The 21,231-nt window shown below is 73.7% G+C and carries 20 protein-coding genes; 6 read left to right on the plus strand and 14 right to left on the minus strand.

All coding sequences use genetic code 11. The features are described 5' to 3' along the window. Positions 1 to 62: 62 nt before the first annotated feature. Both ACFC1F_RS24350 and ACFC1F_RS24355 read left to right on the plus strand, forming a co-directional pair. Positions 63 to 986 (plus strand): polysaccharide deacetylase family protein, encoded by a 924-nt coding sequence (locus tag ACFC1F_RS24350; protein WP_376161242.1) that lies wholly within the window; start codon positions 63 to 65, stop codon positions 984 to 986. A 156-nt stretch (positions 987 to 1,142) separates the two neighbouring features. Further along, a complete protein-coding gene (locus tag ACFC1F_RS24355; RefSeq protein WP_376161244.1) occupies positions 1,143 to 2,363 on the plus strand; it encodes an MFS transporter in 1,221 nt (406 codons plus the stop codon). A 65-nt stretch (positions 2,364 to 2,428) separates the two neighbouring features. Here ACFC1F_RS24355 and ACFC1F_RS24360 read toward each other — a convergent pair whose 3' ends face one another. Beyond that, complete coding sequence (locus tag ACFC1F_RS24360; RefSeq protein WP_376161246.1) at positions 2,429 to 3,247, minus strand: SDR family NAD(P)-dependent oxidoreductase; 819 nt, start codon at positions 3,245 to 3,247, stop codon at positions 2,429 to 2,431. A gap of 351 nt (positions 3,248 to 3,598) precedes the next feature. Between ACFC1F_RS24360 and ACFC1F_RS24365 the strand changes: the two genes are divergently transcribed. After that, positions 3,599 to 4,468, plus strand: coding sequence for a 3-hydroxybutyryl-CoA dehydrogenase (locus tag ACFC1F_RS24365; RefSeq protein WP_209415212.1), 870 nt, complete (start codon positions 3,599 to 3,601; stop codon positions 4,466 to 4,468). Between the two features lie 407 nt (positions 4,469 to 4,875). On the opposite strand, the gene ACFC1F_RS24370 is transcribed toward ACFC1F_RS24365, so the two are convergent. The 12 genes from ACFC1F_RS24370 to infC all read right to left on the minus strand — a co-directional run bounded on the left by ACFC1F_RS24370 (position 4,876) and on the right by infC (position 16,846). Then, positions 4,876 to 5,607 carry a hypothetical protein gene (locus tag ACFC1F_RS24370; RefSeq protein WP_209415211.1) on the minus strand — a complete coding sequence of 244 codons (732 nt, stop codon included), beginning with the start codon at positions 5,605 to 5,607 and terminating at the stop codon, positions 4,876 to 4,878. Positions 5,608 to 5,715: 108 nt separating this feature from the next. Continuing rightward, on the minus strand, positions 5,716 to 6,558 hold the full coding sequence (locus ACFC1F_RS24375; RefSeq protein WP_376161249.1) for a chitosanase: 843 nt from the start codon (positions 6,556 to 6,558) through the stop codon (positions 5,716 to 5,718). 111 nt (positions 6,559 to 6,669) lie between these two features. Beyond that, on the minus strand, positions 6,670 to 7,644 hold the full coding sequence (locus tag ACFC1F_RS24380) for an ABC transporter permease subunit (protein ID WP_209415209.1): 975 nt from the start codon (positions 7,642 to 7,644) through the stop codon (positions 6,670 to 6,672). Beyond that, positions 7,641 to 8,570 (minus strand): ATP-binding cassette domain-containing protein, encoded by a 930-nt coding sequence (locus ACFC1F_RS24385; RefSeq protein ID WP_376161251.1) that lies wholly within the window; start codon positions 8,568 to 8,570, stop codon positions 7,641 to 7,643. Before ACFC1F_RS24385 ends, ACFC1F_RS24380 begins: the two co-directional genes overlap by 4 nt. Beyond that, the gene (locus tag ACFC1F_RS24390; protein WP_209415207.1) at positions 8,567 to 9,010 is read right to left on the minus strand and encodes a GntR family transcriptional regulator; all 444 of its coding nucleotides are present in this window, start codon (positions 9,008 to 9,010) and stop codon (positions 8,567 to 8,569) included. Before ACFC1F_RS24390 ends, ACFC1F_RS24385 begins: the two co-directional genes overlap by 4 nt. Before the next feature lie 100 nt (positions 9,011 to 9,110). Continuing rightward, complete coding sequence (gene pheT / locus ACFC1F_RS24395) at positions 9,111 to 11,612, minus strand: phenylalanine--tRNA ligase subunit beta (RefSeq protein WP_376161254.1); 2,502 nt, start codon at positions 11,610 to 11,612, stop codon at positions 9,111 to 9,113. Then, the gene (pheS, locus tag ACFC1F_RS24400) at positions 11,612 to 12,733 is read right to left on the minus strand and encodes a phenylalanine--tRNA ligase subunit alpha (protein WP_209415205.1); all 1,122 of its coding nucleotides are present in this window, start codon (positions 12,731 to 12,733) and stop codon (positions 11,612 to 11,614) included. The genes pheT and pheS overlap by 1 nt, the downstream gene beginning before the upstream one ends. Before the next feature lie 251 nt (positions 12,734 to 12,984). After that, positions 12,985 to 14,088: an ATP-binding protein gene (locus tag ACFC1F_RS24405; RefSeq protein ID WP_209415204.1), complete on the minus strand. Its 1,104-nt coding sequence runs from the start codon at positions 14,086 to 14,088 to the stop codon at positions 12,985 to 12,987. A gap of 51 nt (positions 14,089 to 14,139) precedes the next feature. Continuing rightward, on the minus strand, positions 14,140 to 15,015 hold the full coding sequence (locus tag ACFC1F_RS24410; RefSeq protein ID WP_376161257.1) for a TrmH family RNA methyltransferase: 876 nt from the start codon (positions 15,013 to 15,015) through the stop codon (positions 14,140 to 14,142). A 283-nt stretch (positions 15,016 to 15,298) separates the two neighbouring features. Continuing rightward, complete coding sequence (gene rplT, locus ACFC1F_RS24415; protein ID WP_030055649.1) at positions 15,299 to 15,694, minus strand: 50S ribosomal protein L20; 396 nt, start codon at positions 15,692 to 15,694, stop codon at positions 15,299 to 15,301. 109 nt (positions 15,695 to 15,803) lie between these two features. Then, entirely contained in the window at positions 15,804 to 15,998 is a 195-nt protein-coding gene (gene rpmI, locus ACFC1F_RS24420) for a 50S ribosomal protein L35 (protein ID WP_030055648.1), read from the minus strand. Between the two features lie 140 nt (positions 15,999 to 16,138). Further along, the gene (gene infC / locus ACFC1F_RS24425) at positions 16,139 to 16,846 is read right to left on the minus strand and encodes a translation initiation factor IF-3 (protein ID WP_209415245.1); all 708 of its coding nucleotides are present in this window, start codon (positions 16,844 to 16,846) and stop codon (positions 16,139 to 16,141) included. 459 nt (positions 16,847 to 17,305) lie between these two features. Here infC and ACFC1F_RS24430 point away from each other — a divergent pair, with 459 nt between their 5' ends. Then, positions 17,306 to 17,683 (plus strand): DUF1844 domain-containing protein, encoded by a 378-nt coding sequence (locus tag ACFC1F_RS24430; protein ID WP_209415201.1) that lies wholly within the window; start codon positions 17,306 to 17,308, stop codon positions 17,681 to 17,683. A gap of 58 nt (positions 17,684 to 17,741) precedes the next feature. On the opposite strand, the gene ACFC1F_RS24435 is transcribed toward ACFC1F_RS24430, so the two are convergent. Next, the gene (locus ACFC1F_RS24435; RefSeq protein WP_376161259.1) at positions 17,742 to 18,485 is read right to left on the minus strand and encodes an SseB family protein; all 744 of its coding nucleotides are present in this window, start codon (positions 18,483 to 18,485) and stop codon (positions 17,742 to 17,744) included. A gap of 99 nt (positions 18,486 to 18,584) precedes the next feature. Between ACFC1F_RS24435 and ACFC1F_RS24440 the strand changes: the two genes are divergently transcribed. Both ACFC1F_RS24440 and ACFC1F_RS24445 read left to right on the plus strand, forming a co-directional pair. Beyond that, on the plus strand, positions 18,585 to 19,817 hold the full coding sequence (locus ACFC1F_RS24440; RefSeq protein WP_376161261.1) for an amino acid deaminase/aldolase: 1,233 nt from the start codon (positions 18,585 to 18,587) through the stop codon (positions 19,815 to 19,817). Positions 19,818 to 20,102: 285 nt separating this feature from the next. After that, positions 20,103 to 21,026 carry a lytic polysaccharide monooxygenase gene (locus ACFC1F_RS24445; RefSeq protein WP_376161263.1) on the plus strand — a complete coding sequence of 308 codons (924 nt, stop codon included), beginning with the start codon at positions 20,103 to 20,105 and terminating at the stop codon, positions 21,024 to 21,026. Positions 21,027 to 21,231: the final 205 nt, after the last annotated feature.

The raw sequence follows: 21,231 nt of genomic DNA on the forward strand, positions 1-21,231 counted from the left end.
ACCGGTCCCGGGGCGGCCCCTCGAATCGCCCCGGCGTTTCGCCGTCTCTATGCTGGCTGCCGATGACTGCCGACCGGATGACCGCCGACCGCCGCACCGTCCTGCGCGCCGCCGCCCGACTGGCCGGCCTCGCCGCAGGCAGCGGACTGCTCACCGCCTGCGGCAGCACCGGCCCGCGCCGGGCCGACCCGGGGGCGCTCGCCGTGCACCCCGGCACCGTCCACCCGGGCGGCGACCCCGGCGCCGTGGACCCGGCCTGGGCGGGCGGCGAGGGCCCGGCCTCGCCCGCCCCGGCCGCGACCGCCCCCACCGCGCCCGCGCCCGACCCGGCGGCCACCCCCAGTGCGCCGCCCGCCCCGCCCGTGCTGCCGCCGCTCGCCGCCGGCACCCCGGCCGAGGTCGCGTACGGGCCGCGCACCGGCAAGAACGTCGCCCTGACCTTCCACGGCAGCGGCGACCCGAAGCTGGCCACCACCCTGCTGGAGATCGCCGAACAGCACGGCGCCAGGCTGACCGTGATGGCCGTCGGCAGCTGGCTGGACCAGCAGCCGCAGATGGCCCGGCGCATCCTCGACGGCGGCCACGAGCTGGGCAACCACACCCAGAACCACCAGAACATCTCCGCGATGTCCGCCGAGCAGGCCCGCGCCGAGATCGCCCAGTGCGCGGAGCGGCTCCAGCGGCTCACCGGCTCGATCGGCCGCTGGTTCCGGCCGTCCGCCGCCCAGTACGCGACCCCGATGGTGCGCGAGCAGGCCAGGGCGGTCGGCTACGAGCACGTGCTCTCCTTCGACGTCGACCCGCGCGACTACAGCGACCCGAGCGCGGCCGAGCTCCAGCGCCGGGTGCTCGGCTCCGTCAAGGGCGGTTCGGTGGTCGCCCTGCACATGGGCCACCAGTGCACGGTGGACGCGCTGCCGGCCATCCTGGACGGGCTCGCCAGGAACGGGCTGAAGCCGGTCACCGCCAGCCAGCTCTGCGCCTGACACCCCGTCCGGCGGGCGTCCGTCACGGCCCGGCCGGCCCGGCTGCCGGCGACGGTGGTGGTGCCCGTCGCCTTTCCGGTGGCGGACCGCCGCCATCCAGCGCAGCCGGCCCCGCCGGGGCCGGGCGCCACGGGGCCGGCTGCCTACCGTGGGCGGATGACCAACCGCCGGACCGGCCGGGGTGCCGCGGGCCGCCGGGCCTACCTCGGGGCCGCCGCCGCCTTCGCCGTCTGCATGGCCGGCACCACCCTGCCGACCCCGCTGTACGGCCTGTACCAGGAGGAGATCGGCTTCTCCGAGCTGATGGTGACGGTGGTCTTCGCCGTCTACGCCTTCGGCGTGATCGGCGTCCTGCTGCTCGTCGGCAACGTCTCCGACTCCGTCGGGCGCCGGCCCGTCCTGCTCTGCGGCCTGGCCCTCGCGGCCGGCAGCGCGGTCGCCTTCCTCGCCGAACAGGGCCTGCCGCTGCTCTGCCTGGGCCGGCTGCTGTCCGGCCTGTCCGCGGGCCTGTTCACCGGGACCGCCACCGCGTACGTCCTGGAGCTGGCCCCGCCCGGACGCCGGGCCCGCGCCGGGTTCGTCGCGACCGCCGCCAACATGGGCGGGCTGGGCTGCGGACCGCTGCTGTCCGGTTTCCTCGCCGAGTACGCGCCCCGGCCCCTGGTCCTGCCGTTCGTGGTGCACCTGGTGCTGCTCGCCGCCTCGTTCGCGGTCACCTGGTTCCTCCCGGAGACGGTCCCCGGCGCCCGGCCGCTGCGCACGGCCCGCCCGCAGCGCCCCCGGCTGCCGCCCGAGGTGCGGGGGGTCTTCGTCCCGGCGGGGGTCGCCGCCTTCACCGGCTTCGCCCTGCTCGGCGTGTTCACCTCGGTCAGCCCGGCGTTCCTCGCCGAGGACCTGGGCATCCACAACCGCGCGGCCGTCGGCCTCATCGTCTTCGCGGCCTTCTTCGCCTCCACCCTCGGCCAGCTGCTGGTACCCCGGCTCGGCACCGCGCGGGCCGTCCCGCTGGGCTGCCTCGTCCTGATCGCCGGGCTGGCCCTGCTCGCCGTCTCCCTCGCCTGGACCACCCTGCCGCCGCTGGTCCTCAGCGCCCTGGTGGGCGGCGCGGGCCAGGGCATGGGCCTGCGCGGCGCGGTGGGCGAGATCGCCGCGGCCGCGCCCGCCGAGCACCGCGGCGGCGCCCTCTCGGCGCTGTTCGTGGTCGCGTACTTCGGCATCTCGATCCCGGTCATCGGCGTCGGCCTGCTCAGCGAGCCGCTCGGCCTGGCCGACGCCGGCCTCGTCTTCACCGCCTGCATGGCCGTCCTCGCCGCCGCCTCCGGCGCGTACCTCCTGCACCGCACCCGCACCGCCGAAGCCGCCGCCCCCTCCCGGTGACCCCGGCCGGTTCCCCCGCCCGGGGGGCGCCCCGGGTCTGCAAGGCCCGGACCCGAGGAGCGGCGCTAGCCCATCGGGTCGTCGGGCCCGTACGGGCGCAGCCGCAGCGTGCGGGCGTCGGAGGCGCGGATCTCCTCGGCGCGGCCGACCAGTTCCTCCAGGTTGTCCCGGCCGGCGTGGATGAAGCGCCTGTGCAGGGCGTCGAAGCGGCCGCGGGCGGCGTCCACGATGACCGCGACCACGTACGGGATGGAGCCCCAGGTCTTCATGGAGGCGAACATCGGCATCCCGGCGGTCATGTCGGTGGCGACCGCGCCCGGGCTGATGTCGAGCACCACCACCTGGTGCTCGGCGAGCGAGTCGGCCATGTTGTCGGAGAGCTGGAGCAGTGCGCCCTTGGAGGTGGCGTACGCGGTGTAGTGGCCGTCGGGGCGCAGCGCGAAGCCGGAGTTGAGGTTGACGACCCGGCCGCGGCGGCGTTCGACCATGCCGGGCAGGACGCAGCGCAGCATGTTGTAGGGGCCGCGCAGGTTGGTCTCGACGACCTGCCACCACTGGTTGGCGTCGGTCTCCCAGAGCGGGACCTCGGCGCTGTCGACCTGGCCGGCGTTGTTGACGAGCAGGTCGACCGGGCCGAGGTCGCGTTCGACGACCCGGACCGCCTCGCGGACCGAGCCGGGGCGGGTGACGTCGGCGGTGACGGCGACGCCGCGGGCGCCGTGCCGGGCGCACTCCTTGAGGGTGTCGGTGAGGGTCTCGTGGGTGCGGCCGACCAGGCCGACCGCCATGCCCTCGGCGGCGAGGCCGACGGCGATCTCCCGGCCGATGCCCCGGCCTGCTCCGGTGACCAGGGCGACCTGTCCTGTGAGCGATCCCGTTGCCATCCCCGACTCCCTTCGCCTGCCGGCGGCGGCTGGCCGCCACCGGCCGTGGGCCCGGGCCGCCCCGGGCCGCCGCCGGCCTTCGCCTGCCCCGGCCGTCCCGCATTCTGTCCGGCCGCGGGCGTCGCGGAACCCGGGCGCACGGGTTCCGGCGGGCGGCTCACCCGTTCGGCTCAGCCTCCCGGCGGGCCGGCCGCGGCGGGGAGGGGATGACCTACTCGCCGGTACGGAGTAGTAACGTCGTCGGGGCGGTGCACCGGTGCACGCATTCCGGTGCACCGGCCCGCTGAACAGCAGCTTGCTGGGACACCTGTCGCTGGGGCCGCACCCCCAGCACCACCGAAGGGCAACTGAGTGAGTGACATCGCGCGCGTCGGAGTGATCGGCTGCGGCCTGATGGGGTCGGGCATCGCGGAGGTGTTCGCCCGGGCGGGGCTGGACGTCCTGGTGTCGGAGGCCAGCGGGGAGGCGCTGGAGTTCGGCCGCACCCGGCTGACCAACTCCCTGGAGACGGCCGTCAAGCGGGGCAAGCTGACCACGGAGCAGCGCGACGACGCGCTGGCCCGGCTGGCCTTCACCACCGACCTCGCCGACTTCGCCGACCGCGACCTGGTGGTCGAGGCGGTCGCCGAGCGCGAGGACATCAAGGTCCAGATCTTCCAGACGCTGGACCAGGTGGTCGAGCGCCGGGACGCCATCCTCGCCTCCAACACCTCGTCGATCCCGATCGTGAAGCTGGCCGCCGCCACCTCGCGCCCGGAGCAGGTCATCGGCCTGCACTTCTTCAACCCGGCACCGGTGCAGAAGCTGGTCGAGGTGATCCCCACCCTGACCACCTCGGCCACGACCACCGAGCGGGTCGAGGCCTTCGCCACCCAGGTGCTCGGCAAGGAGCCGATCCGCGCCCGGGACCGGGCCGGCTTCGTGGTGAACGCCCTGCTGGTGCCGTACCTGCTCTCCGCGGTGCGGATGTTCGAGTCGGGCGTCGCCACCGCCTCCGACATCGACAAGGGCATGGAGGCCGGCTGCGCCCACCCGATGGGGCCGCTGCGGCTGTGCGACCTGATCGGCCTGGACACCATCGTCTCGATCGCCGAGTCGATGTACGACGAGTACAAGGAGCCCCTGTACGCGGCTCCCCCGCTGCTCTCCCGGATGGTCGACGCGGGCCTGCTGGGCCGCAAGTCGGGCCGCGGCTTCTACGACTACACCGCCGGCGCCTGACCGGCCCGGGAACGGTGACGGGGCCCGGGAGCGGTATCCAGCTCCCGGGCCCCTGAGGTGCCACCCAATTGCTCTGCGCCGGCACGTTTAAGGGTGTGGGTCAGTCTCACAGCATTCGCTCTGCCATTAAAGCTACCGCGCCATGGGAGAGGCGCAGACGGGAGTCGAACCCGCAACCTAATGCTTGAAGCACACACCCGGTCGATCCGGCGCTCGGCGGCGAATGCTGAGACTTGAGCGAGAGTCTGAGTTTCACAGGGGTGCCTCTGCCATGTTGGGCCACCCCGGCGCGTGGTGCCGGGGGGAGGACTCGAACCTCCACCGTGTTCCCTGATGTCAGCTTCAACTTCAGTGTCAGCTTGCGCTCTTCGCGCCACCCCCGTTCTCACACGGGGGCGATCATGGGGCTACCCGAACAGGTAGCCGAACACCGCGTCGCCGACCCGCTGGTCGGTGACCTCGGCGCTGTTGGCCTCCTCGCGGGCGAACTGGACGGCCTGCTGGAGCTTCTCGACCCGCTCCAGGAGCTCGTTCACCCGCCGGGCCGGAAGGGCCCCGGAGAACTTCACCGTCGTCCAGTAGCCGACCGCGATGTCCTCGTAGTAGACCTCGACCTGTGCGGGGTGCTTCTCCGTCGCCTCCGCCTTCACGTGGTTGCGCGGGACCTTCTTGGTGCGGATCGTGCGCACCGCCTCGGTCTTCCACGAGTCCGTGGAGGCGTCGAGGTTCCACGCCTCGGAGGCGTCCAGCACGGGCAGCTTGCGGACGAAGGTCCGCAGGTCGGTGAGCTGCTTCTCCAGGAAGAGCAGGTAGGTGACCGGGGCTGCGGCGACCAGCGTCCGCCCGTCGACCACCACGTCGGCCCGGGCCGCGGTGTTGGCCCAGTCCTTGGTCGCGGTGACGTCGAACAGCCGGGTCAGGGTAGCGGCGGTGGTCCGCAGGACGTCCTCGGCCTTGACCTGGACCCGGGTGGACTCGGGGGGAAGCTCCTCGCCCTCCTCGTCCTTGGGCTGGTACGTCCGGGAGATGCCGGCCAGCAGCGCGGGCTTCTGCAGGTCCTGGTGGGAGTGCGTCAGCTCCTGGAAGGACTTCGACTTGACGCCCTTTTCGACGGCGATGATCTGGTTCAGCTTTGCCACACCCGGGACGCTAGCAGCACGTCCGTTCGGGCGTCATCCGGATTAACGCGCGTGCCCCGCGGCGGGGGGCCGGGCACACCGGCGCCCCGCCGCGGGGATGGCGTGGGATCAGCTGTTGATGGCGTAGCTGTCCCCGTAGACCTTCCACTTGAGCGGCGGGTTCAGGTCGAAGTTCTTGGCGTTGAGGAAGACCAGCTGCTCGGTGTCGACGCGGCTGGTGTCGGAGTGGGCCTCCTCCAGCTTCATGGCGGCCCTGCGGGCGTCCAGGAAGGCCTTCAGGTAGGTGGCCTCGTCGCCGCCCTGGGCGGGGGACTTGGCCTTCTTCAGGGCGTTCTTGCGGATGGTGCCGAAGCCGGCCGGGTCGAAGCCGCCGCCGTGCATGACGATGGCGTCGTAGTAGGCGAACTGGCCGAGCGCGCGCAGGCCGTCGGCCTTGGCCTGGTTGACGGCGGGGTTGAAGTAGACGCGGTCGCGCTCGTCGTTCTGGGCCTGCTGGAAGACGCCGTCCTTGGCGGCGGTCGCCCAGTCGCGCTCGAAGGCGGAGCCGAGGCCGGCGTGCGACTCGGTGCCGTTGACCTTGCGCAGCGCGGGGAGGTACTTGGCGAGGACGTTGCCGGGCTTGAGGTCGGTGTAGTGCTCGACCAGGTCGAGCATGTCGCCGGTGCCGGAACAGAAGCCGATGATGCCGGCGGTGTAGCCGCGGCCGTCCTTGATGTCCTCGATGTACTTGTACTGGGCCTTCCAGTCCAGCGAGGAGTTCTCGGCGCTGGACACCAGCTGCATCGCGATGTCCTTCTTGTGCGGGTCGTCCAGTCCGGCTCCCTTGAGCTGGACGGCCGACGCGGCCGCGGGGGCGGCCTGGGCGGCCCCGGCGGCCGCGACCGTGGCGGGTGCGGCCACCAGGGCGGCGGCGAGGGCTATGCGGAGGGCACGGTGGTGCTGGGGGCGCATTCGACGCTCCGTTTCCTCGGGGGAAGTTAGGAAAGTTTCCTAACGAGAAGGTAGCGCCCTCATCCCCCACCCCCGCAAGGCCTTTGACGGAATATCTTCAAAACCGGCGCATCAGACCGCCCTACGGCGCACCCACCAGAGCGCCGCCGCGCACAGCACCACCGCGACCGCGGCCGTCCAGCCGAACTCGACGAACTGGAACGACCAGTAGCGATCGTCCGGCTGGTAGGTCTCGTGCACGGTGTAGCCGCCCTCGCTCACCAGCTTCTGGGCCCCGTAGAAGTCGTGCCCCAGGTCGAAGAGCTCGCCGCTGCCGATCCGGTTGCCGGCCGGGTCGGTGATCCAGCTGGCGCCCGTCCAGCGGTGGTCGACCGAGGACTGCGCCAGCGTGTGCACGGTGTCCTGCAGCGGGGTCCGGTAGTGGAACCGCAGCGACTCGGCGACCAGGACGGTCACCACCGACGCCGCCACGCCGATCCCCACCGCCACCACCGTCCGGCGCAGCACCGCGCCCGCGAGCACGGTCAGCCCGAACACCAGCAGGACCCGGCCGACCAGGGCCGGCGGGGCGCTCGCGAAGAGCAGTGGGGCGAACCGGCTCCCCGAGCCGTCCAGCGGCGCGATCCACCAGTGGGCCACCACGGCCGCCCCCGCCGTCGCGGCCGCCAGCACGCCGCCCACGACGGCCAGCCCGCCCACCGCCCACCGGGTGCGCCCGGCGCCCTGGGTCCAGGCGAAGCGGACCGTGCCGTGCTCGAACTCCCGTGCCAGCAGCGGACCGCCCGCGAAGGCGCCGAGCACGCCGCCGAGCAGGTAGACGATGTTGCCGCCGACCATCAGCTCGGTGCCGTACTCGCGCAGGAAGCCCTTCCAGCGTTCGTTGCAGGCCCGTGTCGCCATGTCGCAGCCGCCCGCCCCGGAACGGTCGAACCCCGCGTGCACGAAGTACCCAGTGACGGCGAGCACCAGGACCAGGGCGGCGAGCACACCCAGCAGCGTCCGTACCGAGGACCGGTGGCGGAGCCACGCCGCGAGGAGCACCCCGCTGCGGGACAAGGCGGCGGGAGCGGCGGTGACGGCACTCATGACAGCAGAACCCTCTCGTCTCGACGGACGGCCCCGCGCGGGCCGGGAAGTGCGGAGGCGGCCGGCTCGCGCAGGTACGCGAGCACCAACTCCTCCAGGCCGACGCGCTGCTGGCGCCAGCTGCCGCCGACGGGGGCGTCCACCCCGCCGGTGCGCACCAGCAGGTGGGACTGGGCGCCGGCCCGCCGGTCGCGGACCACCGGGAGCCGGGCGGCGACGGCGTCGGCCTCGGCGGTGGGACCGGTCAGCATCCGGTGTGCGCCGAGCAGGTCGTCCACCTCTCCGCCGACCTGGACCCGGCCGCCGCCCAGCACCACCAGGTAGTCGCAGGTCTGCTCCAGCTCGGCGACGGCGTGCGAGGAGAAGATCACCGAGAGGCCGTCCTCGGCGACGGCGGTCAGCAGCACGGCCATGAAGTCGTGCCGGGCGAGCGGGTCGAGGGCGGCCAGGGGCTCGTCCAGCAGCAGCAGTTCGGGCCGCTTGGCGAGCGCGAGGGCGAGCGAGACCTGGGCCTGCTGGCCGCCGGAGAGCCGGCCGTACCTGCGGTCGAGCGGGATGCCGAGCCCGTTCAGGTGGGTGCGGGCCCGCGCCTCGTCCCAGCGCCGGTTGAGGCCGCGGCCCATCCGCAGCAGGTCGCGGACGGCCAGGCCCGGGTAGAGCGCGGCGTTCTGGGCGACGAAGCCGATCCGGTCCAACGCCCCCGGCGAGCCGGGCGGTTCGCCGCCGAGCACGGTCAGGGCGCCCTCGGTCGGGGCGGTCAGGCCTGCGGCCAGGTTGAGCAGCGTGGACTTGCCGGCGCCGTTGGGGCCGACCAGGGCCACCACGTGCCCGGCGGGGACGGCGAGATGGCAGTCCCGCAGCGCCCAGGAGCGGCGGTAGCGCTTGCCCAGCCCGCCGCAGTCGATCACCGTGTCGGGCGCCTTCACGCCACCACCCCGTCCCGTCCCTCGCGGAGGTCGCGCAGCGCGTCCTCGAACACCGCGGCCATGCCCTCCTCGTCCAGCCCGGCCGCCCGCGCGGTGCGCAGCCAGTCGAGCAACCCCCTACGCAGCGCTGCCCGTTCGCGCAGCGGCACGACGCCGGCGGGCAGCCCCCGGACGAAGGTGCCCTGGCCGCGCCGGCCGGCGGCCAGCCCGCGGTGTTCCAGCTCGCGGTACGCCTTGAGCACGGTGTTGGGGTTGATCGCCAGCCCCGCCACCACCTCGCGCACCCGGGGCAGCCGGTCGCCCTCCGTCAGCCAGCCCATCCGCAGCGCCTGTTCGACCTGTTGCACCAGTTGGAGGTAGGTCGGGACGCCGGAGGCCGGGTCCAGGCGGAACTCGATCGGCGAGGGCTGGTCCCCCTGCTGCGGTTTATCTACTTCCATAGTTAATGAGTTAAGAAGATATCCGACGCCGCGTCAAGTCGGGAACGACGAAGGGCCCCGCCGGATCCGGGATCCGGCGGGGCCCTTCGGGCGTTGCGCGTCAGGCGCCGCGCAGCACCGCACCCGTACGGGCGACGGCCTCGGCGACGGCCGCCTCACGGGCGGCGGTGGCCTCGTCGGCGGTCAGCGTCCGGTCGGTGGCGCGGAAGCGCAGCGCGTACGCCAGCGACTTCTTGCCCTCGCCGACCTGCTCGCCGGTGAACACGTCGAACAGCCGGATGGCCTCCAGCAGCTCGCCGGCGCCGTTGCGCAGCGCGGCCTCGACCTCGGCGGCCGGGACGGCGGAGTCCACGATCAGCGCGACGTCCTGGGTGGCCACCGGGAAGCCGGAGACCGCCGGGCCGGAGACCCGCCCGGTTCCGTCCTCGGTCAGCAGGTCCACGTCGAGCTCCATCGCGGCGGTGCGCTCCGGCAGCCCGAGCGCCTTGACCACGCGCGGGTGCAGCTCACCCGCGTGGCCGACCACGCGGTCGGTGCCGGCCACGACCAGCTCGGCGCAGCGGCCCGGGTGCCAGGGCAGCAGCTGCCCCTGGCGCACGGTCAGCTCGACGCCGGCGGCCCGGGCGACCGTGCGGGCCGCCTCGACGGCGTCCGCCCAGCCCGCCTGGGCGCCCTTGCCCCACCAGCCGGACGGCAGCCGCTCGCCCGCGAGGGCGACGGCGACCCGGCGCGGCTGGTGCGGCAGCGCGGCGTCCAGCGCGGCCAGCTCCTCGTCGCTCGGACGGCGGTCGACGGCCGGGCGCGGCGCGACGTACAGCTCGTCCTTCGGGAGGAAGACGGTGCCCGTCTCGAAGACCGCCAGGTCGGTGTTGCCGCGGCCGACGTTGCGGCGCAGCGCCCCGAGCAGGCCCGGCAGCAGCGTGGTGCGCAGCGCCGGCTCCTCGTCGTTGAGCGGGTTGACCAGCTTCACCGTGCGGCGGCGCCGGTCGTCCTTCTCCAGGCCGAGCGCGTCGAACGCGGCCTCGCCGACGAACGGGTAGTTGTTCACCTCGACGTAGCCGGCGGCGGCCAGCGCGACACCGACCCGGCGGTGGGTGCGCTGGGCCTCGGTGAGGCCCTTGCCCGGCGGCACGGTGGGCATCCGGGCGGGGACGTTGTCGTACCCCTCCAGGCGGATGACCTCCTCGGCGAGGTCGTACGGGTCGGTGAGGTCGGGGCGCCAGGTCGGCGGGGTGACCTCCAGGACGTCGGCGCCCGCGACGGAGCAGCCGATCTCCTGCAGGCGCCGGGTGACGGTCTCGCGGCCGTACGCGGTTCCGGCGACCCGGTCGGGCAGGTCGGCGGCGATGGTGATGGTGCGCAGCGGGTGCGGGGCGGCGATGTCGGTGACACCCGCCTCGGCGGTGCCGCCGGCGATCAGCACCAGCAGGTCCACGGCGCGCTGCGCGGCGGCGCGGGCGGCCTCCGGGTCGACGCCGCGCTCGAAGCGCTTGGACGCCTCGGACGGCAGCTTGTGCCGCTTGGCGCCGCGGGCGATGGCGACCGGGTCGAAGTGCGCCGCCTCGATGATCACCTCGGTGGTGCCCGGGCCGGCGGCCGGGTCGAGGATCTCGGTGGAGGCGCCGCCCATGACACCGGCCAGGCCGATCGGGCCGCTGTTGTCGCAGATCAGCAGGTCCTCGGCGGAGAGCTTGCGCTTGACGCCGTCGAGGGTGGTGAGGGTCTCGCCGTCCTCGGCCCGGCGGACCAGGATCGGGCCGTCGACCCGCTGCTTGTCGTAGGCGTGCAGCGGCTGGCCGACCTCCAGCATCACGTAGTTGGTGATGTCGACGGCCAGCGAGATCGGGCGGATGCCGGCCTTCTGGAGGCGGCGCTGGAGCCAGATCGGCGACTTGGCGGCCGGGTCGAGGCCGACCACGGTGCGGGCCACGAAGCGGTCGCAGCCGGCCGGGTCGGCGACCTTGACCAGGTAGCCGTAGGAGTTGGCCGGCGGCACGTCGAGCAGCGCCGGGTCGGCCAGCGGCAGCCCGTACGCGGCGGCGGCCTCGCGGGCCACGCCGCGCATGGAGAGGCAGTAGCCGCGGTCCGGGGTGACGGCGATGTCCAGCACCTCGTCGACCAGCTGGAGCAGCTCGATCGCGTCGGTGCCGGGCTCGTACTCGGGCGGGAGCACGATGATGCCGTTGTGGTCGTCGCCCATGCCCAGCTCGCGGGCGGAGCAGATCATGCCGGCCGAGGTGTGGCCGTAGGTCTGCCGGGCGGCGATCGGGAACGGGCCGGGCAGCACGGCGCCCGGGAGCACGACGACGACCTTGTCGCCGACCGCGAAGTTGGTCGCGCCGCAGACGATCTCCTGCGGCTCGCCGGTGCCGTTGGCGTCGCCGACGTTGACGAAGCAGTGCCGGATCGGCTTCTTGAAGCCGGTCAGCTCCTCGATGGAGAGCACCTGGCCGACCACCAGCGGGCCCTTGAGGTCGGCGCCGATCTGCTCGACGGTCTCGACCTCCAGGCCGGCCCGGACCAGCCGCTCCGCCACGTCGCGGCCGGTCTCGCCGGCCGGCAGGTCGACGTACTCGCGCAGCCAGGAAAGCGGGACGCGCATCAGATCTCCATCCCGAACGGGAGGGTGAAGCGCACGTCACCCTCGACCATGTCGCGCATGTCGGCGACGTTGTGACGGTTCATCAGGATCCGCTCCAGGCCCAGGCCGAAGGCGAACCCGCTGTAGCGGTTCGGGTCGACGCCGCAGGCGACCAGCACCCGCGGGTTGACGACGCCGCAGCCGCCGAGCTCGATCCAGCCCTCCGAGGAGCACGTCCGGCAGGGCTTGTCCGGGTTGCCGACGGACTCGCCGCGGCAGACGAAGCACTGCAGGTCGATCTCGGCGCTCGGCTCGGTGAACGGGAAGTACGAGGGGCGCCAGCGCAGCTCCAGGCCGTCGCCGATCAGCTTGGAGACCAGCTGCTCGATGGTGCCCTTGAGGTCGGCGAAGGTGATGCCCTCGTCCACGGCCAGGCCCTCGACCTGCCGGAAGACCGGGGTGTGGGTGGCGTCGAGCTCGTCCGTCCGGTAGACCCGGCCGGGGCAGACGACGTAGACGGGGGGCTCACGGTCGAGCATCGTGCGGGCCTGGACCGGGGAGGTCTGGGTGCGCAGCACCACGCCGGAGTCGGCGGAGCCGTCCGGGGCCTGGACGAAGAAGGTGTCCTGCATCGAGCGGGCCGGGTGGTCCGGGCCCAGGTTGAGGGCGTCGAAGTTCAGCCACTCCGCCTCGACCTCGGGGCCCTCGGCGACCTGGTAGCCCATCGCGACGAAGGTGTCCTCGATGCGCTCGGCCAGCGTGGTCAGCGGGTGCCGGGCGCCGCGCGGCGCGCGGTCGTAGGGCAGCGTGACGTCCACCGCCTCCTCGACCAGCACGCGGGCGTCGCGCTCCGCCTCCAGCTCGGCCTGGCGCTTGGCGAGGGCCTGGTTGACGGCGCCGCGGGCCTGCCCGATCAGCTTGCCGGCGGCGGCCTTGGCGTGCGGGGGCAGGGCGCCGATCTCGCGGTTGGCGAGGGAGAGCGCGGAGCGGTCGCCGGTGTGGGCGACCTTGGCCTGCTTCAGCTCGTCGAGGGAGGCGGCGGCGGCGAAGGCCTGCACGGCCTCGTCCCGGGCCTGCTCCACCACCTCGGGCTTGAGGGCCTCGACCTCGACCGGGTCGTACGACTTGTTGGGTGCCGACATCTCTATCTTTCCCGTGCTCCTGCTCGTCCGTGCTCAGGTAAAGGGGGGGCTCGCGACCTTCGCGTCACGCCCGGCGTGGCCGGGGCACGGGCAGCCCCCGCCTCGGTTCCCGGGGAGGTTGTCCGCGGCACGGCCGCGCAGGGCGTTGCGCAACGCCAAAGGTCGAGTGTAGTCGCAGCGCGTAGCGCGGCTGCCTCGGTGCCCGCCGGGCCCTCGACTCACACGTGGTCGTGTTCGTCGCTCGTGCTCCTTCAGAGCATGAAGTCGGGCACCCCGGCGGGCAGGATAAATCGGAACCGGGCGCCGCCGCCGGGCGCGCGGTCGACGCGGATCGAGCCGCCGTGGGCCTCCACGATGCCCTTGACGATGTAGAGGCCCAGGCCCGTGCCGCCGCGCTTGGAGCCGCGCCAGAAGCGGGTGAAGACGCGCGGCATCGACTCCTCGGGGATGCCCGTTCCTTCGTCGCTCACGGTGACTGCAGTGCCTTCCACGGTGCGGGGCGGGGTGCCCGAGCGCTCCCAGACGGGTGCCTCGACGACCTCCTTGGCCGGTGCCACCTCGATCGTGACAGTTCCCTCACCGTGGCGCACCGCATTTTCCAGCAGGTTGCCCAGCACCTGGTCGACCTTGTCCGGGTCCGCCCAGAGCACGGTGAGCGGCCCGCCGATCCGGATGTCGAAGCGGTCCTCGGGGATGCCGGTGGCGACCTTGCGCTCCACGTGCCGGCGCACCGCCGCGGCCAGGTCGACCACCTGCTTGCGCAGCTCCAGCCGGCCGGCGTCGATCCGGGAGATGTCGAGCAGCTCGGCGATCAGCCGGGTGACCCGGTCGGCGTCCGCGTCGACGGTCTCCAGCATCAGCCGCTTCTGCCCGTCGGTGAACCGCTCCCACTTGGCCAGCAGCGTCGCCGTGAACCCCTTGACGCTGGTGAGCGGCGAGCGCAGCTCGTGCGCCACGGTGGCGATCAGCTCGGCGTGGCTGCGCTCGGTCCGGCGGCGCGCCTCGGTGCCGCGCAGCGCGATCACCAGCCGCTCCAGCGGCCCCTGCGGGCACTCCCGCACGTACCGGGCGGAGACCAGCACCTCACGGCCGCCGGGCAGCAGCAGGTTGCGCTCCGGCTGGCTGGTGCGGACCGCCAGGCCGCCGTACGGGTCGGTCAGCTGCCACCAGCGGCGGCCGTCGAGGTCCTCCAGCGGGAGGGCCTCCTCCAGCGGGCTGCCGAGCACGGCCTGCGGGCGGATGCCGGTCAGCCGGGCGGCGGCCCGGTTGAAGCAGACCACCCGGCCCCGGGCGTCGGCGACCACCAGGCCGTCCGGCAGGTCGTCCGGATCGAGCTCTGGCCTGCTGCCGACCATGGGTGTCCTCCCCGATTACCCACCGTGTCTTTCCCCCCACCGAGGCAGACCCTAGCGCCCCTGGCCCTGTGCGCGACACCCTCCGGGCGAGCGCTGCGCCCGGGCGGAGGCATAGAGGCAGACGGCGGCGGCCGTGGCCAGGTTGAGGCTCTCGGCGTGTCCGTGGATCGGCACGCGCACCACCTCGTCGGCGAGTGCGCGGGTCTCCTCCGGGAGCCCCCAGGCCTCGTTGCCGAACACCCATGCGCCGGGTGCGCCCAGCGTGCCCTCGTCCAGCTCCTGGTCGAGGTCGCGCTCCCCCGCGCCGTCGGCGGCGAGCACCCGCACGCCGGCCTCCCGCAGCCGGGCGACCGCCTCCTCGACCGGCACGCCGACGGCCACCGGGAGGTGGAACAGGCTGCCGACGGAGGCCCGGACGGCCTTCGGGTTGTACAGGTCCACCGAGGCGTCGGTGAGGACCACGGCGTCCGCGCCGGCCGCGTCGGCGGTGCGCAGCACGGTGCCGGCGTTGCCGGGGTCGCGGACGTGGGCGAGCACGGCGACCAGCTTCGGGCGGGCCTTGAGCACCTCGGCGAACGGGGTGTCGATGAAGCGGCAGAGCGCCACGATGCCCTGCGGGGTCACGGTGTCGCAGATCTCCGCGATGACCTCGTCGGTGGCGGTGAGCACCGGCAGGCCCTCGGCGAGGGCGGCGTCGACGATGCCGGCGTGCCGCTCGGCGGCCTCCGGGGTGGCGTACACCTCGACCACGGCGTGCTCGGCCGTGCCCGGCAGCTTCCCGAACGCGACGGCCTCGCGGACGGCCTGCGGGCCCTCGGCGAGGAAACGGCGCTCCTTGGTGCGCTGGTTCCGCTTGGCGAGCCGGCGGGCGGCGACGACGCGCGGCGAGCGCAGGGAGGTGAGCAGGGGCGTGTCGGTGCTCGGCATGGTCTCGTCTCTGTGGCGGGGAGCCGGTGGCGGTGCGGTGCGGTGCCGGCGGCGGTGCGGGGCCGGCGGAGGCACCCGGGGAGTTCAACGACGGCGGACGCGGAAAGGCGCGAGGACGCCGGGACGCCGTCCGGCGGCGGCACGCGGAACCCGGGGCCGCGGCACCCGGCCGCGGGACCCGGCCGCGGGACCCGGCGGGCGCGGGACGACGGCGGAACGCAAAACCGGACCCGCAGGAGGTGCCTGCGGGTCCGGTCTGTGCGACTGCTGATCCAGGAGGGGATCAGGCGGCGTCGGCGGCGGCCTTCGGGGCGTTCACGTCGGCCGGCAGCGCCTTCTGCGCAACCTCGACCAGCGACGCGAAGGCGCCCGGGTCGTTCACCGCGAGGTCGGCCAGCATCTTGCGGTCGATCTCGACGCTGGCGGCCTTCAGGCCCTGCACGAAGCGGTTGTAGGTGATGCCGTTGGCACGGGCCGCAGCGTTGATGCGCTGGATCCACAGCTGACGGAAGTCGCCCTTGCGCTTCTTGCGGTCGTTGAAGTTGTAGACCAGCGAGTGGGTGACCTGCTCCTTGGCCTTGCGGTACAGGCGCGAGCGCTGGCCACGGTAGCCGCTGGCGCGCTCCAGGATGACCCGGCGCTTCTTGTGGGCGTTGACTGCCCGCTTGACGCGTGCCACTTGATTACTCCTTGGGTTGGACCACGGACTACTTCACGCGGTCCGTCATTCGAATGGGTCGGGAAGGATCAGCTGTCCCGCACGCGGCTGACGCCGGGCGGGAGCGCGATCACTTGCCGAGAAGCTTCTTGATCTTCTTGGCGTCAGCGGGGGCCAGCTCGACGGTCCCGGCCAGCTTGCGGGTCAGCGTCGAGGGCTTGTGCTCCAGGAGGTGGCGGCGGCCGGCGCGCTCGCGCAGCACCTTGCCAGAGCCACTGATCTTGAAGCGCTTGCTGGCGCCACTGTGCGTCTTCTGCTTCGGCATTTCGCCGTATCTCCTCGTCGGTCCGTCCACGCCCGCGCGGTGTGCGCCGCGCGGGCGTGAAGGATGGATCTGCGGTGACCGGGCGGGACGCCCCGTCACCCTTGGTGGCCGGTCACCCGGGCCGCCCTGGCCGTGAAGGCTCAGGCGTCCTGGGAGGCCTCGGCCGGCTGCTCGACCTCGTCGTCGGCCGTGTCGGCCTCCGCCTCGGCCGCGGCGTTCTCGGCCTCAAGCGCTGCGTCCTCGTCGACCTCGGCGTCGTCGGGGCCGGTGGTCCGGCCCTGGCGCTCGGCCTTGCGGGCGTCCGCGAGGGCGCGGGCCTCGGCCATCGCCTCGGTCTTCTTCTTGTGCGGGCCGAGAACCATGATCATGTTTCGGCCGTCCTGCTTGGCCGAGGACTCCACGAAGCCCAGGTCCTGGACGTCGTTCGCCAGCCGCTGCAGCAGTCGGAAGCCCAGCTCGGGGCGGGACTGCTCACGACCGCGGAACATGATCGTGATCTTGACCTTGTCGCCCTGCTTGAGGAACCGGACGACGTGACCCTTCTTGGTGTCATAGTCGTGCGGGTCGATCTTCGGCCGGAGCTTCATCTCCTTGATGACCGTGTGCGCCTGGTTCTTGCGCGCCTCACGGGCCTTCATGGCCGACTCGTACTTGAACTTGCCGTAGTCCATGAGCTTGCACACCGGCGGCCGGGCGGTCGCCGCGACCTCGACCAGGTCGAGGTCGTACTCCTGCGCGAGCTCCAGCGCCTTGGCAAGCGGCACGATGCCGACCTGCTCGCCGCTGGGACCGACGAGTCGCACCTCGGGGACGCGAATCCGGTCGTTGATGCGGGGCTCGGTGCTGATGGGGCCTCCTCGGTTGCACCTTCTGCGATGCGGCCGTCGGACGGCGGTCGCACGTAGTGGACTCGACCACTGGGCGGGGCTTCATTCGTGCTGCGCTGCCTGACTTGCTGCTAGGCACTGCATGCACCGCGACACGAAAAAAGCCCCGCTCGGTACAAGCGGGGCTCCACACAACCGGGGGCCGCGTCCGGTGAGGGACGCTGCGGGCGACTCGGCGCCTGGGCGCCCGTCGCGGACCGGACCCGTCGACCGCGAGGCCGATCGGGTGGGAGACTTTCGCGGTTGCCCTCTCGGGCCTCCTGGGTGGAGCCTCCTCTTGCTGGCCGGGCGCCCTCAGGGCTCCTGGCCGGTCAGTCTCGAAGCATACAGCCCACAGGGGTCGAACGCTATTCCGCCCCTTCCCACCGGCCCTTGTACGCTCGCCCTGTACGGACACCGGCACGACGGAACGAGCCCCCCTTGAGCAGCGAGCCCACCCAGAACCCCGCCGCGGACGACGAGGCGATCGGTTTCGACGACCTCACCCGGGACATCGCCGAGGTCCCGGCCGTCGAGGTGATCACCACCGTCGCGGTGCACCTGATGAGCGCCGCCGCCGTGAAGTGCGGCCTGGCCGAGGGAGGCGAGGCCGACAAGGACCTCGACGAGGCGCGCAAGCTCATCACCGCGCTGGCCGGGCTGGTCACCGCCGGCGCCCCCGAGATCAGCAACTTCCACGCCGCCCCGCTGCGGGACGGCCTGAAGTCGCTCCAGCTGGCCTTCCGCGAGGCCTCCCTCGTCCCGGACGCGCCGGGCGCGGGCCCGGGCGAGAAGTTCACCGGCCCCGTCTACGCCTGACCCCTCCCCGGACACGGCGGTGCCCCCTCGGACCCGGTCCGAGGGGGCACCCGCGCGTTCAGCGCCGGTGGAGCGGCTCGCCCGGCAACGCGGCGCCGGCGGGCAGCACCGCCAGGCTCAGGCCCCGGTCGAGCCGGACCCGCAGCACCGGGTCGGCGGCCACCGCCCGGCCCACCCGCTCCGCGGCCGCCTGCACGCCCGCCTGGTCCAGCGCCGGGTCGAAGACCACGGCGAGCAGCCCGTCACCGTCCTGGTACGGCGCCAGCAGACCGCTCACCACCTCCGGCTCGGCCGCCAGCAGCGCCCGGACGGCCTCCCGCACCTCGGGGTCGTCCAGCGGCGGCAGGTACGGCCGGTTCTCCGCCAGCGCGCGCAGCCGGGCGCCGGACAGCCGGTACGTCACCGGGCCGGCCGGGTCGACCAGCAGGGTGTCGGCCCGCTCCGAGAAGGCGACCATCGCGGCCTGCGGCGCGGCGACCGGCGCCGGGCGGGCGTCGGCGCGCCAGCGGGCCATCGTCTCCATCGAGGTGAAGGCCGGCAGCGCGCGCCGGCCGTCGGCGGCCTCGACCACCGGGACGGCCATGTCACTGGTCTTCTCGTGCTTGTGCCCGTGCTCGTCCACCTCGACCTCGCCGAGGACGGCCACGATCGGGACCATCAGCCGGGTCGGCGCCAGCGCGGCGAGCAGCTCCGGTTCGGCCGTGCGGTCCTGCGACCAGCGCGCGAGCGCCTCGGCCAGCACGGGGTCGGCGGTGCCGTCGTCGGCGGCGAATCCTGGGTTCGGGATGTTCTTGCGCTCCACCAGGCCGACCCTATGCCACCCCGCCCCGCGGCCACACGGTCCGAAGGTCCCGCGTCCGACCCCTACCCGGCGGTAGGGAGGGTGTGGCAAGGTGCGGCCATGGCCACGCTCGAAGCTGCTGCCCGTACCGCGCCCGCCCCCTCGCCGGCGGCCGACCGCGCCCGGTACGACCGGGCCACCGCCCACCTCGACGGCCCCGTGGCCGTCGTCGACCTGGAGGCCTTCGACGCCAACGCCGCCGACTTGGTGCGCCGGGCCGCGGGCAAACCCGTCCGGGTGGCCAGCAAGTCGGTGCGCTGCCGGGCCCTGCTGGACCGGGTGCTGGCGATGGAGGGCTTCGCCGGGGTGATGAGCTTCACCCTCGCCGAGTCGCTCTGGCTGGCCCGCACGGGCGTGCGCGACGTCCTGCTCGCCTACCCCTCCGCCGACCGGGCCGGCTTCGCCGAACTGACCGCCGACCCGGAGCTGGCCGCCGGCGTCACCGTGCTGCTGGACGACCCGGCCCAGCTCGACCTGATCGACGCCGCCCGGGCCGGCTCCGCCGAGGTGCGGGTCTGCCTGGAGCTGGACACCGCGCTGCACCTGCTGGGCGGCCGGGTCCGGGTCGGCGCCCGGCGCTCGCCGCTGCGCACGCCCGAGGACGTGGCCGCCCTCGCCGAACTGGTGCAGCGCCGCCGGGGGTTCCGGGTGGTCGGGCTGATGGCGTACGAGGGGCACATCGCCGGCGTGGGCGACGACGTGCCCGGGCGGCCGGTCCGTTCGCGGATGGTCCGGCTGATGCAGGCCAAGGCGCGGACCGAGCTCGCCGCGCGCCGCGCCGAGGTGGTCCGGCAGCTGCGGCGGGTGGCCGAGCTGGAGTTCGTCAACGGCGGCGGCACCGGCAGCGTCGAGTCGACCGCCGCCGAGCGGGCGGTCACCGAGGTGGCGGCCGGCTCCGGGCTGTACGTGCCGCGGCTGTTCGACAACTACCGCTCATTCCGGGGGCGCCCGGCCGCGCTGTTCGGCCAGCCGGTGGTGCGCCGGCCCGGGGTCGGCGTGGTGACGGTCCTCGGCGGCGGCTACCCGGCCTCCGGCGTGGCCGGCCCGGACCGCTCGCCGGTGCCGTACCTGCCGCAGGGGCTGCGCTACGACCCGATGGAGGGCGCCGGCGAGGTGCAGACCCCGCTGCTCGGCGCGGCCGCCGACGACCTGCTGATCGGCGACCGGGTCTGGTTCCGGCACGCCAAGGCGGGCGAGCTGTGCGAGCGCTTCGCCGAGCTGCACCTGATCGAGGGCGACGCGGTGGTGCGGACCGTCCCGACCTACCGGGGCGAGGGGAAGACGTTCCTCTGACCCCGACGGCCGGCCCGCCACCCGACCGGGCGGCCGCACGGCCGACGACCTTTCCCCCGCCTTAAGCAGGCCCGATGGGATGCCTAACTCCGGCTTCCCGTCGGGCCTTTGTGCTGCGCTTACGGCTACAGTCCGTCAAAAAGTGGCCCACAACGGGCTATTGCCAGTTGGTCTAGTCCAATCATACGCTCTGGCCGGGGCCCGCGCGCCGGGTCGGCGGCCCCAGGGCAGACGTGTCCATCCCCCACGCATCGGCCCGGAACACGGTCAAGGAGTCCCCACCCCATGTCCATCAAGCGAACTGCCCTGTCCGTCGGCGTGATCGGCGCCGCGGTCCTCGCCGTGTCGGCCACCACCGCCGGCACCGCCGGTGCCCACGGCACGATGACCGGACCGGTCAGCCGGGTCGCCGCCTGCTACGCCGAAGGCCCGGAGACCCCCAAGTCCCAGATCTGCAAGGACCTCGTGGCGATGAGCGGCACCCAGCCGCTCTACGACTGGAACGAGGTCAACATCGCCAACGCGGACGGCCACCACCAGGCGCTGATCCCGGACGGCAAGCTCTGCTCGGCCAACCGGGACAAGTACAAGGCGCTCGACCTGCCGCGCGCCGACTGGCCCGCCACCCCGGTGAGCTCCGGCAGCCTCGCCTTCAAGTTCCGCGTCACCGCGCCGCACCAGGGCAACCAGACCGTCTACATCACCAAGCAGAGCTGGGACCCGACCCAGCCGCTGAAGTGGTCCGACCTGGACCCGACCCCGGTCGCGGTGGTGCCGACCAGCCGCACCTCCGACAACGGCTACTACAACTACACCGGCACGCTGCCGCAGCGCACCGGCCGCCAGCTGCTGTACACGGTCTGGCAGCGCACCGACAGCCCCGAGGCCTTCTACAGCTGCTCCGACATCGACTTCGGCAAGGCCGCCACCGCCGGGCAGCCGGTCTCCGCCCTGGCCGCGCAGGCGCCGGCCGCGCCGAGCGAGGACCAGATCACCGCGGGCCTCGCCAAGTCGACCGTCTCCCACCACGGGCACGGCGGCAACGCCAACGAGCCGGCCGGCGCGGTCGTCCCGACCGCCAGCGCCGCCGTCGGCGGCGGCTCGGCCACCGGCCCGCTGCTGCTCGCCGGCGCCGCCGCCATCGGCGTCGGCTGGGCCGGCATGGTGCTCCGGCGCCGTCGCTTCGAGGCTGTTCGACGCGACGCCTGACCGCCGGAACCGGGGCCGGACCGCCCACCGAACCCCGTGCGGTCCGGGCCCGGTGACCCACCCCTGCGCAGGAGGGCGGCCCCGCCCCGCCGGACGGGACGGGACCGCCCGACACGACGGCGGGGCCCGCCGGCCGTTGCGGGGGGGGCGCCCGGGGGTGGGGGGGCGCGCGGGGAACTGGCTGCGCAGCCCGAGAGGTATAAAA

It is taken from the genome of Kitasatospora sp. NPDC056181 (assembly GCF_042266225.1).
Classification (GTDB): Bacteria; Actinomycetota; Actinomycetes; order Streptomycetales; family Streptomycetaceae; genus Kitasatospora.

Bases quoted from the DNA above. Each gene is read 5' to 3' on its own strand.
- ACFC1F_RS24350 (WP_376161242.1), top strand. From the start codon at position 63: ATGACTGCCGACCGGATGACCGCCGACCGCCGCACCGTCCTGCGCGCC.
- ACFC1F_RS24355 (WP_376161244.1), top strand. From the start codon at position 1,143: ATGACCAACCGCCGGACCGGCCGGGGTGCCGCGGGCCGCCGGGCCTAC.
- ACFC1F_RS24360 (WP_376161246.1), bottom strand. From the start codon at position 3,247: ATGGCAACGGGATCGCTCACAGGACAGGTCGCCCTGGTCACCGGAGCA.
- ACFC1F_RS24375 (WP_376161249.1), bottom strand. From the start codon at position 6,558: ATGCGCCCCCAGCACCACCGTGCCCTCCGCATAGCCCTCGCCGCCGCC.
- ACFC1F_RS24380 (WP_209415209.1), bottom strand. From the start codon at position 7,644: ATGAGTGCCGTCACCGCCGCTCCCGCCGCCTTGTCCCGCAGCGGGGTG.
- ACFC1F_RS24390 (WP_209415207.1), bottom strand. From the start codon at position 9,010: ATGGAAGTAGATAAACCGCAGCAGGGGGACCAGCCCTCGCCGATCGAG.
- pheT (WP_376161254.1), bottom strand. From the start codon at position 11,612: ATGCGCGTCCCGCTTTCCTGGCTGCGCGAGTACGTCGACCTGCCGGCC.
- pheS (WP_209415205.1), bottom strand. From the start codon at position 12,733: ATGTCGGCACCCAACAAGTCGTACGACCCGGTCGAGGTCGAGGCCCTC.
- ACFC1F_RS24405 (WP_209415204.1), bottom strand. From the start codon at position 14,088: ATGGTCGGCAGCAGGCCAGAGCTCGATCCGGACGACCTGCCGGACGGC.
- ACFC1F_RS24410 (WP_376161257.1), bottom strand. From the start codon at position 15,015: ATGCCGAGCACCGACACGCCCCTGCTCACCTCCCTGCGCTCGCCGCGC.
- rpmI (WP_030055648.1), bottom strand. From the start codon at position 15,998: ATGCCGAAGCAGAAGACGCACAGTGGCGCCAGCAAGCGCTTCAAGATC.
- ACFC1F_RS24440 (WP_376161261.1), top strand. From the start codon at position 18,585: ATGGCCACGCTCGAAGCTGCTGCCCGTACCGCGCCCGCCCCCTCGCCG.
- ACFC1F_RS24445 (WP_376161263.1), top strand. From the start codon at position 20,103: ATGTCCATCAAGCGAACTGCCCTGTCCGTCGGCGTGATCGGCGCCGCG.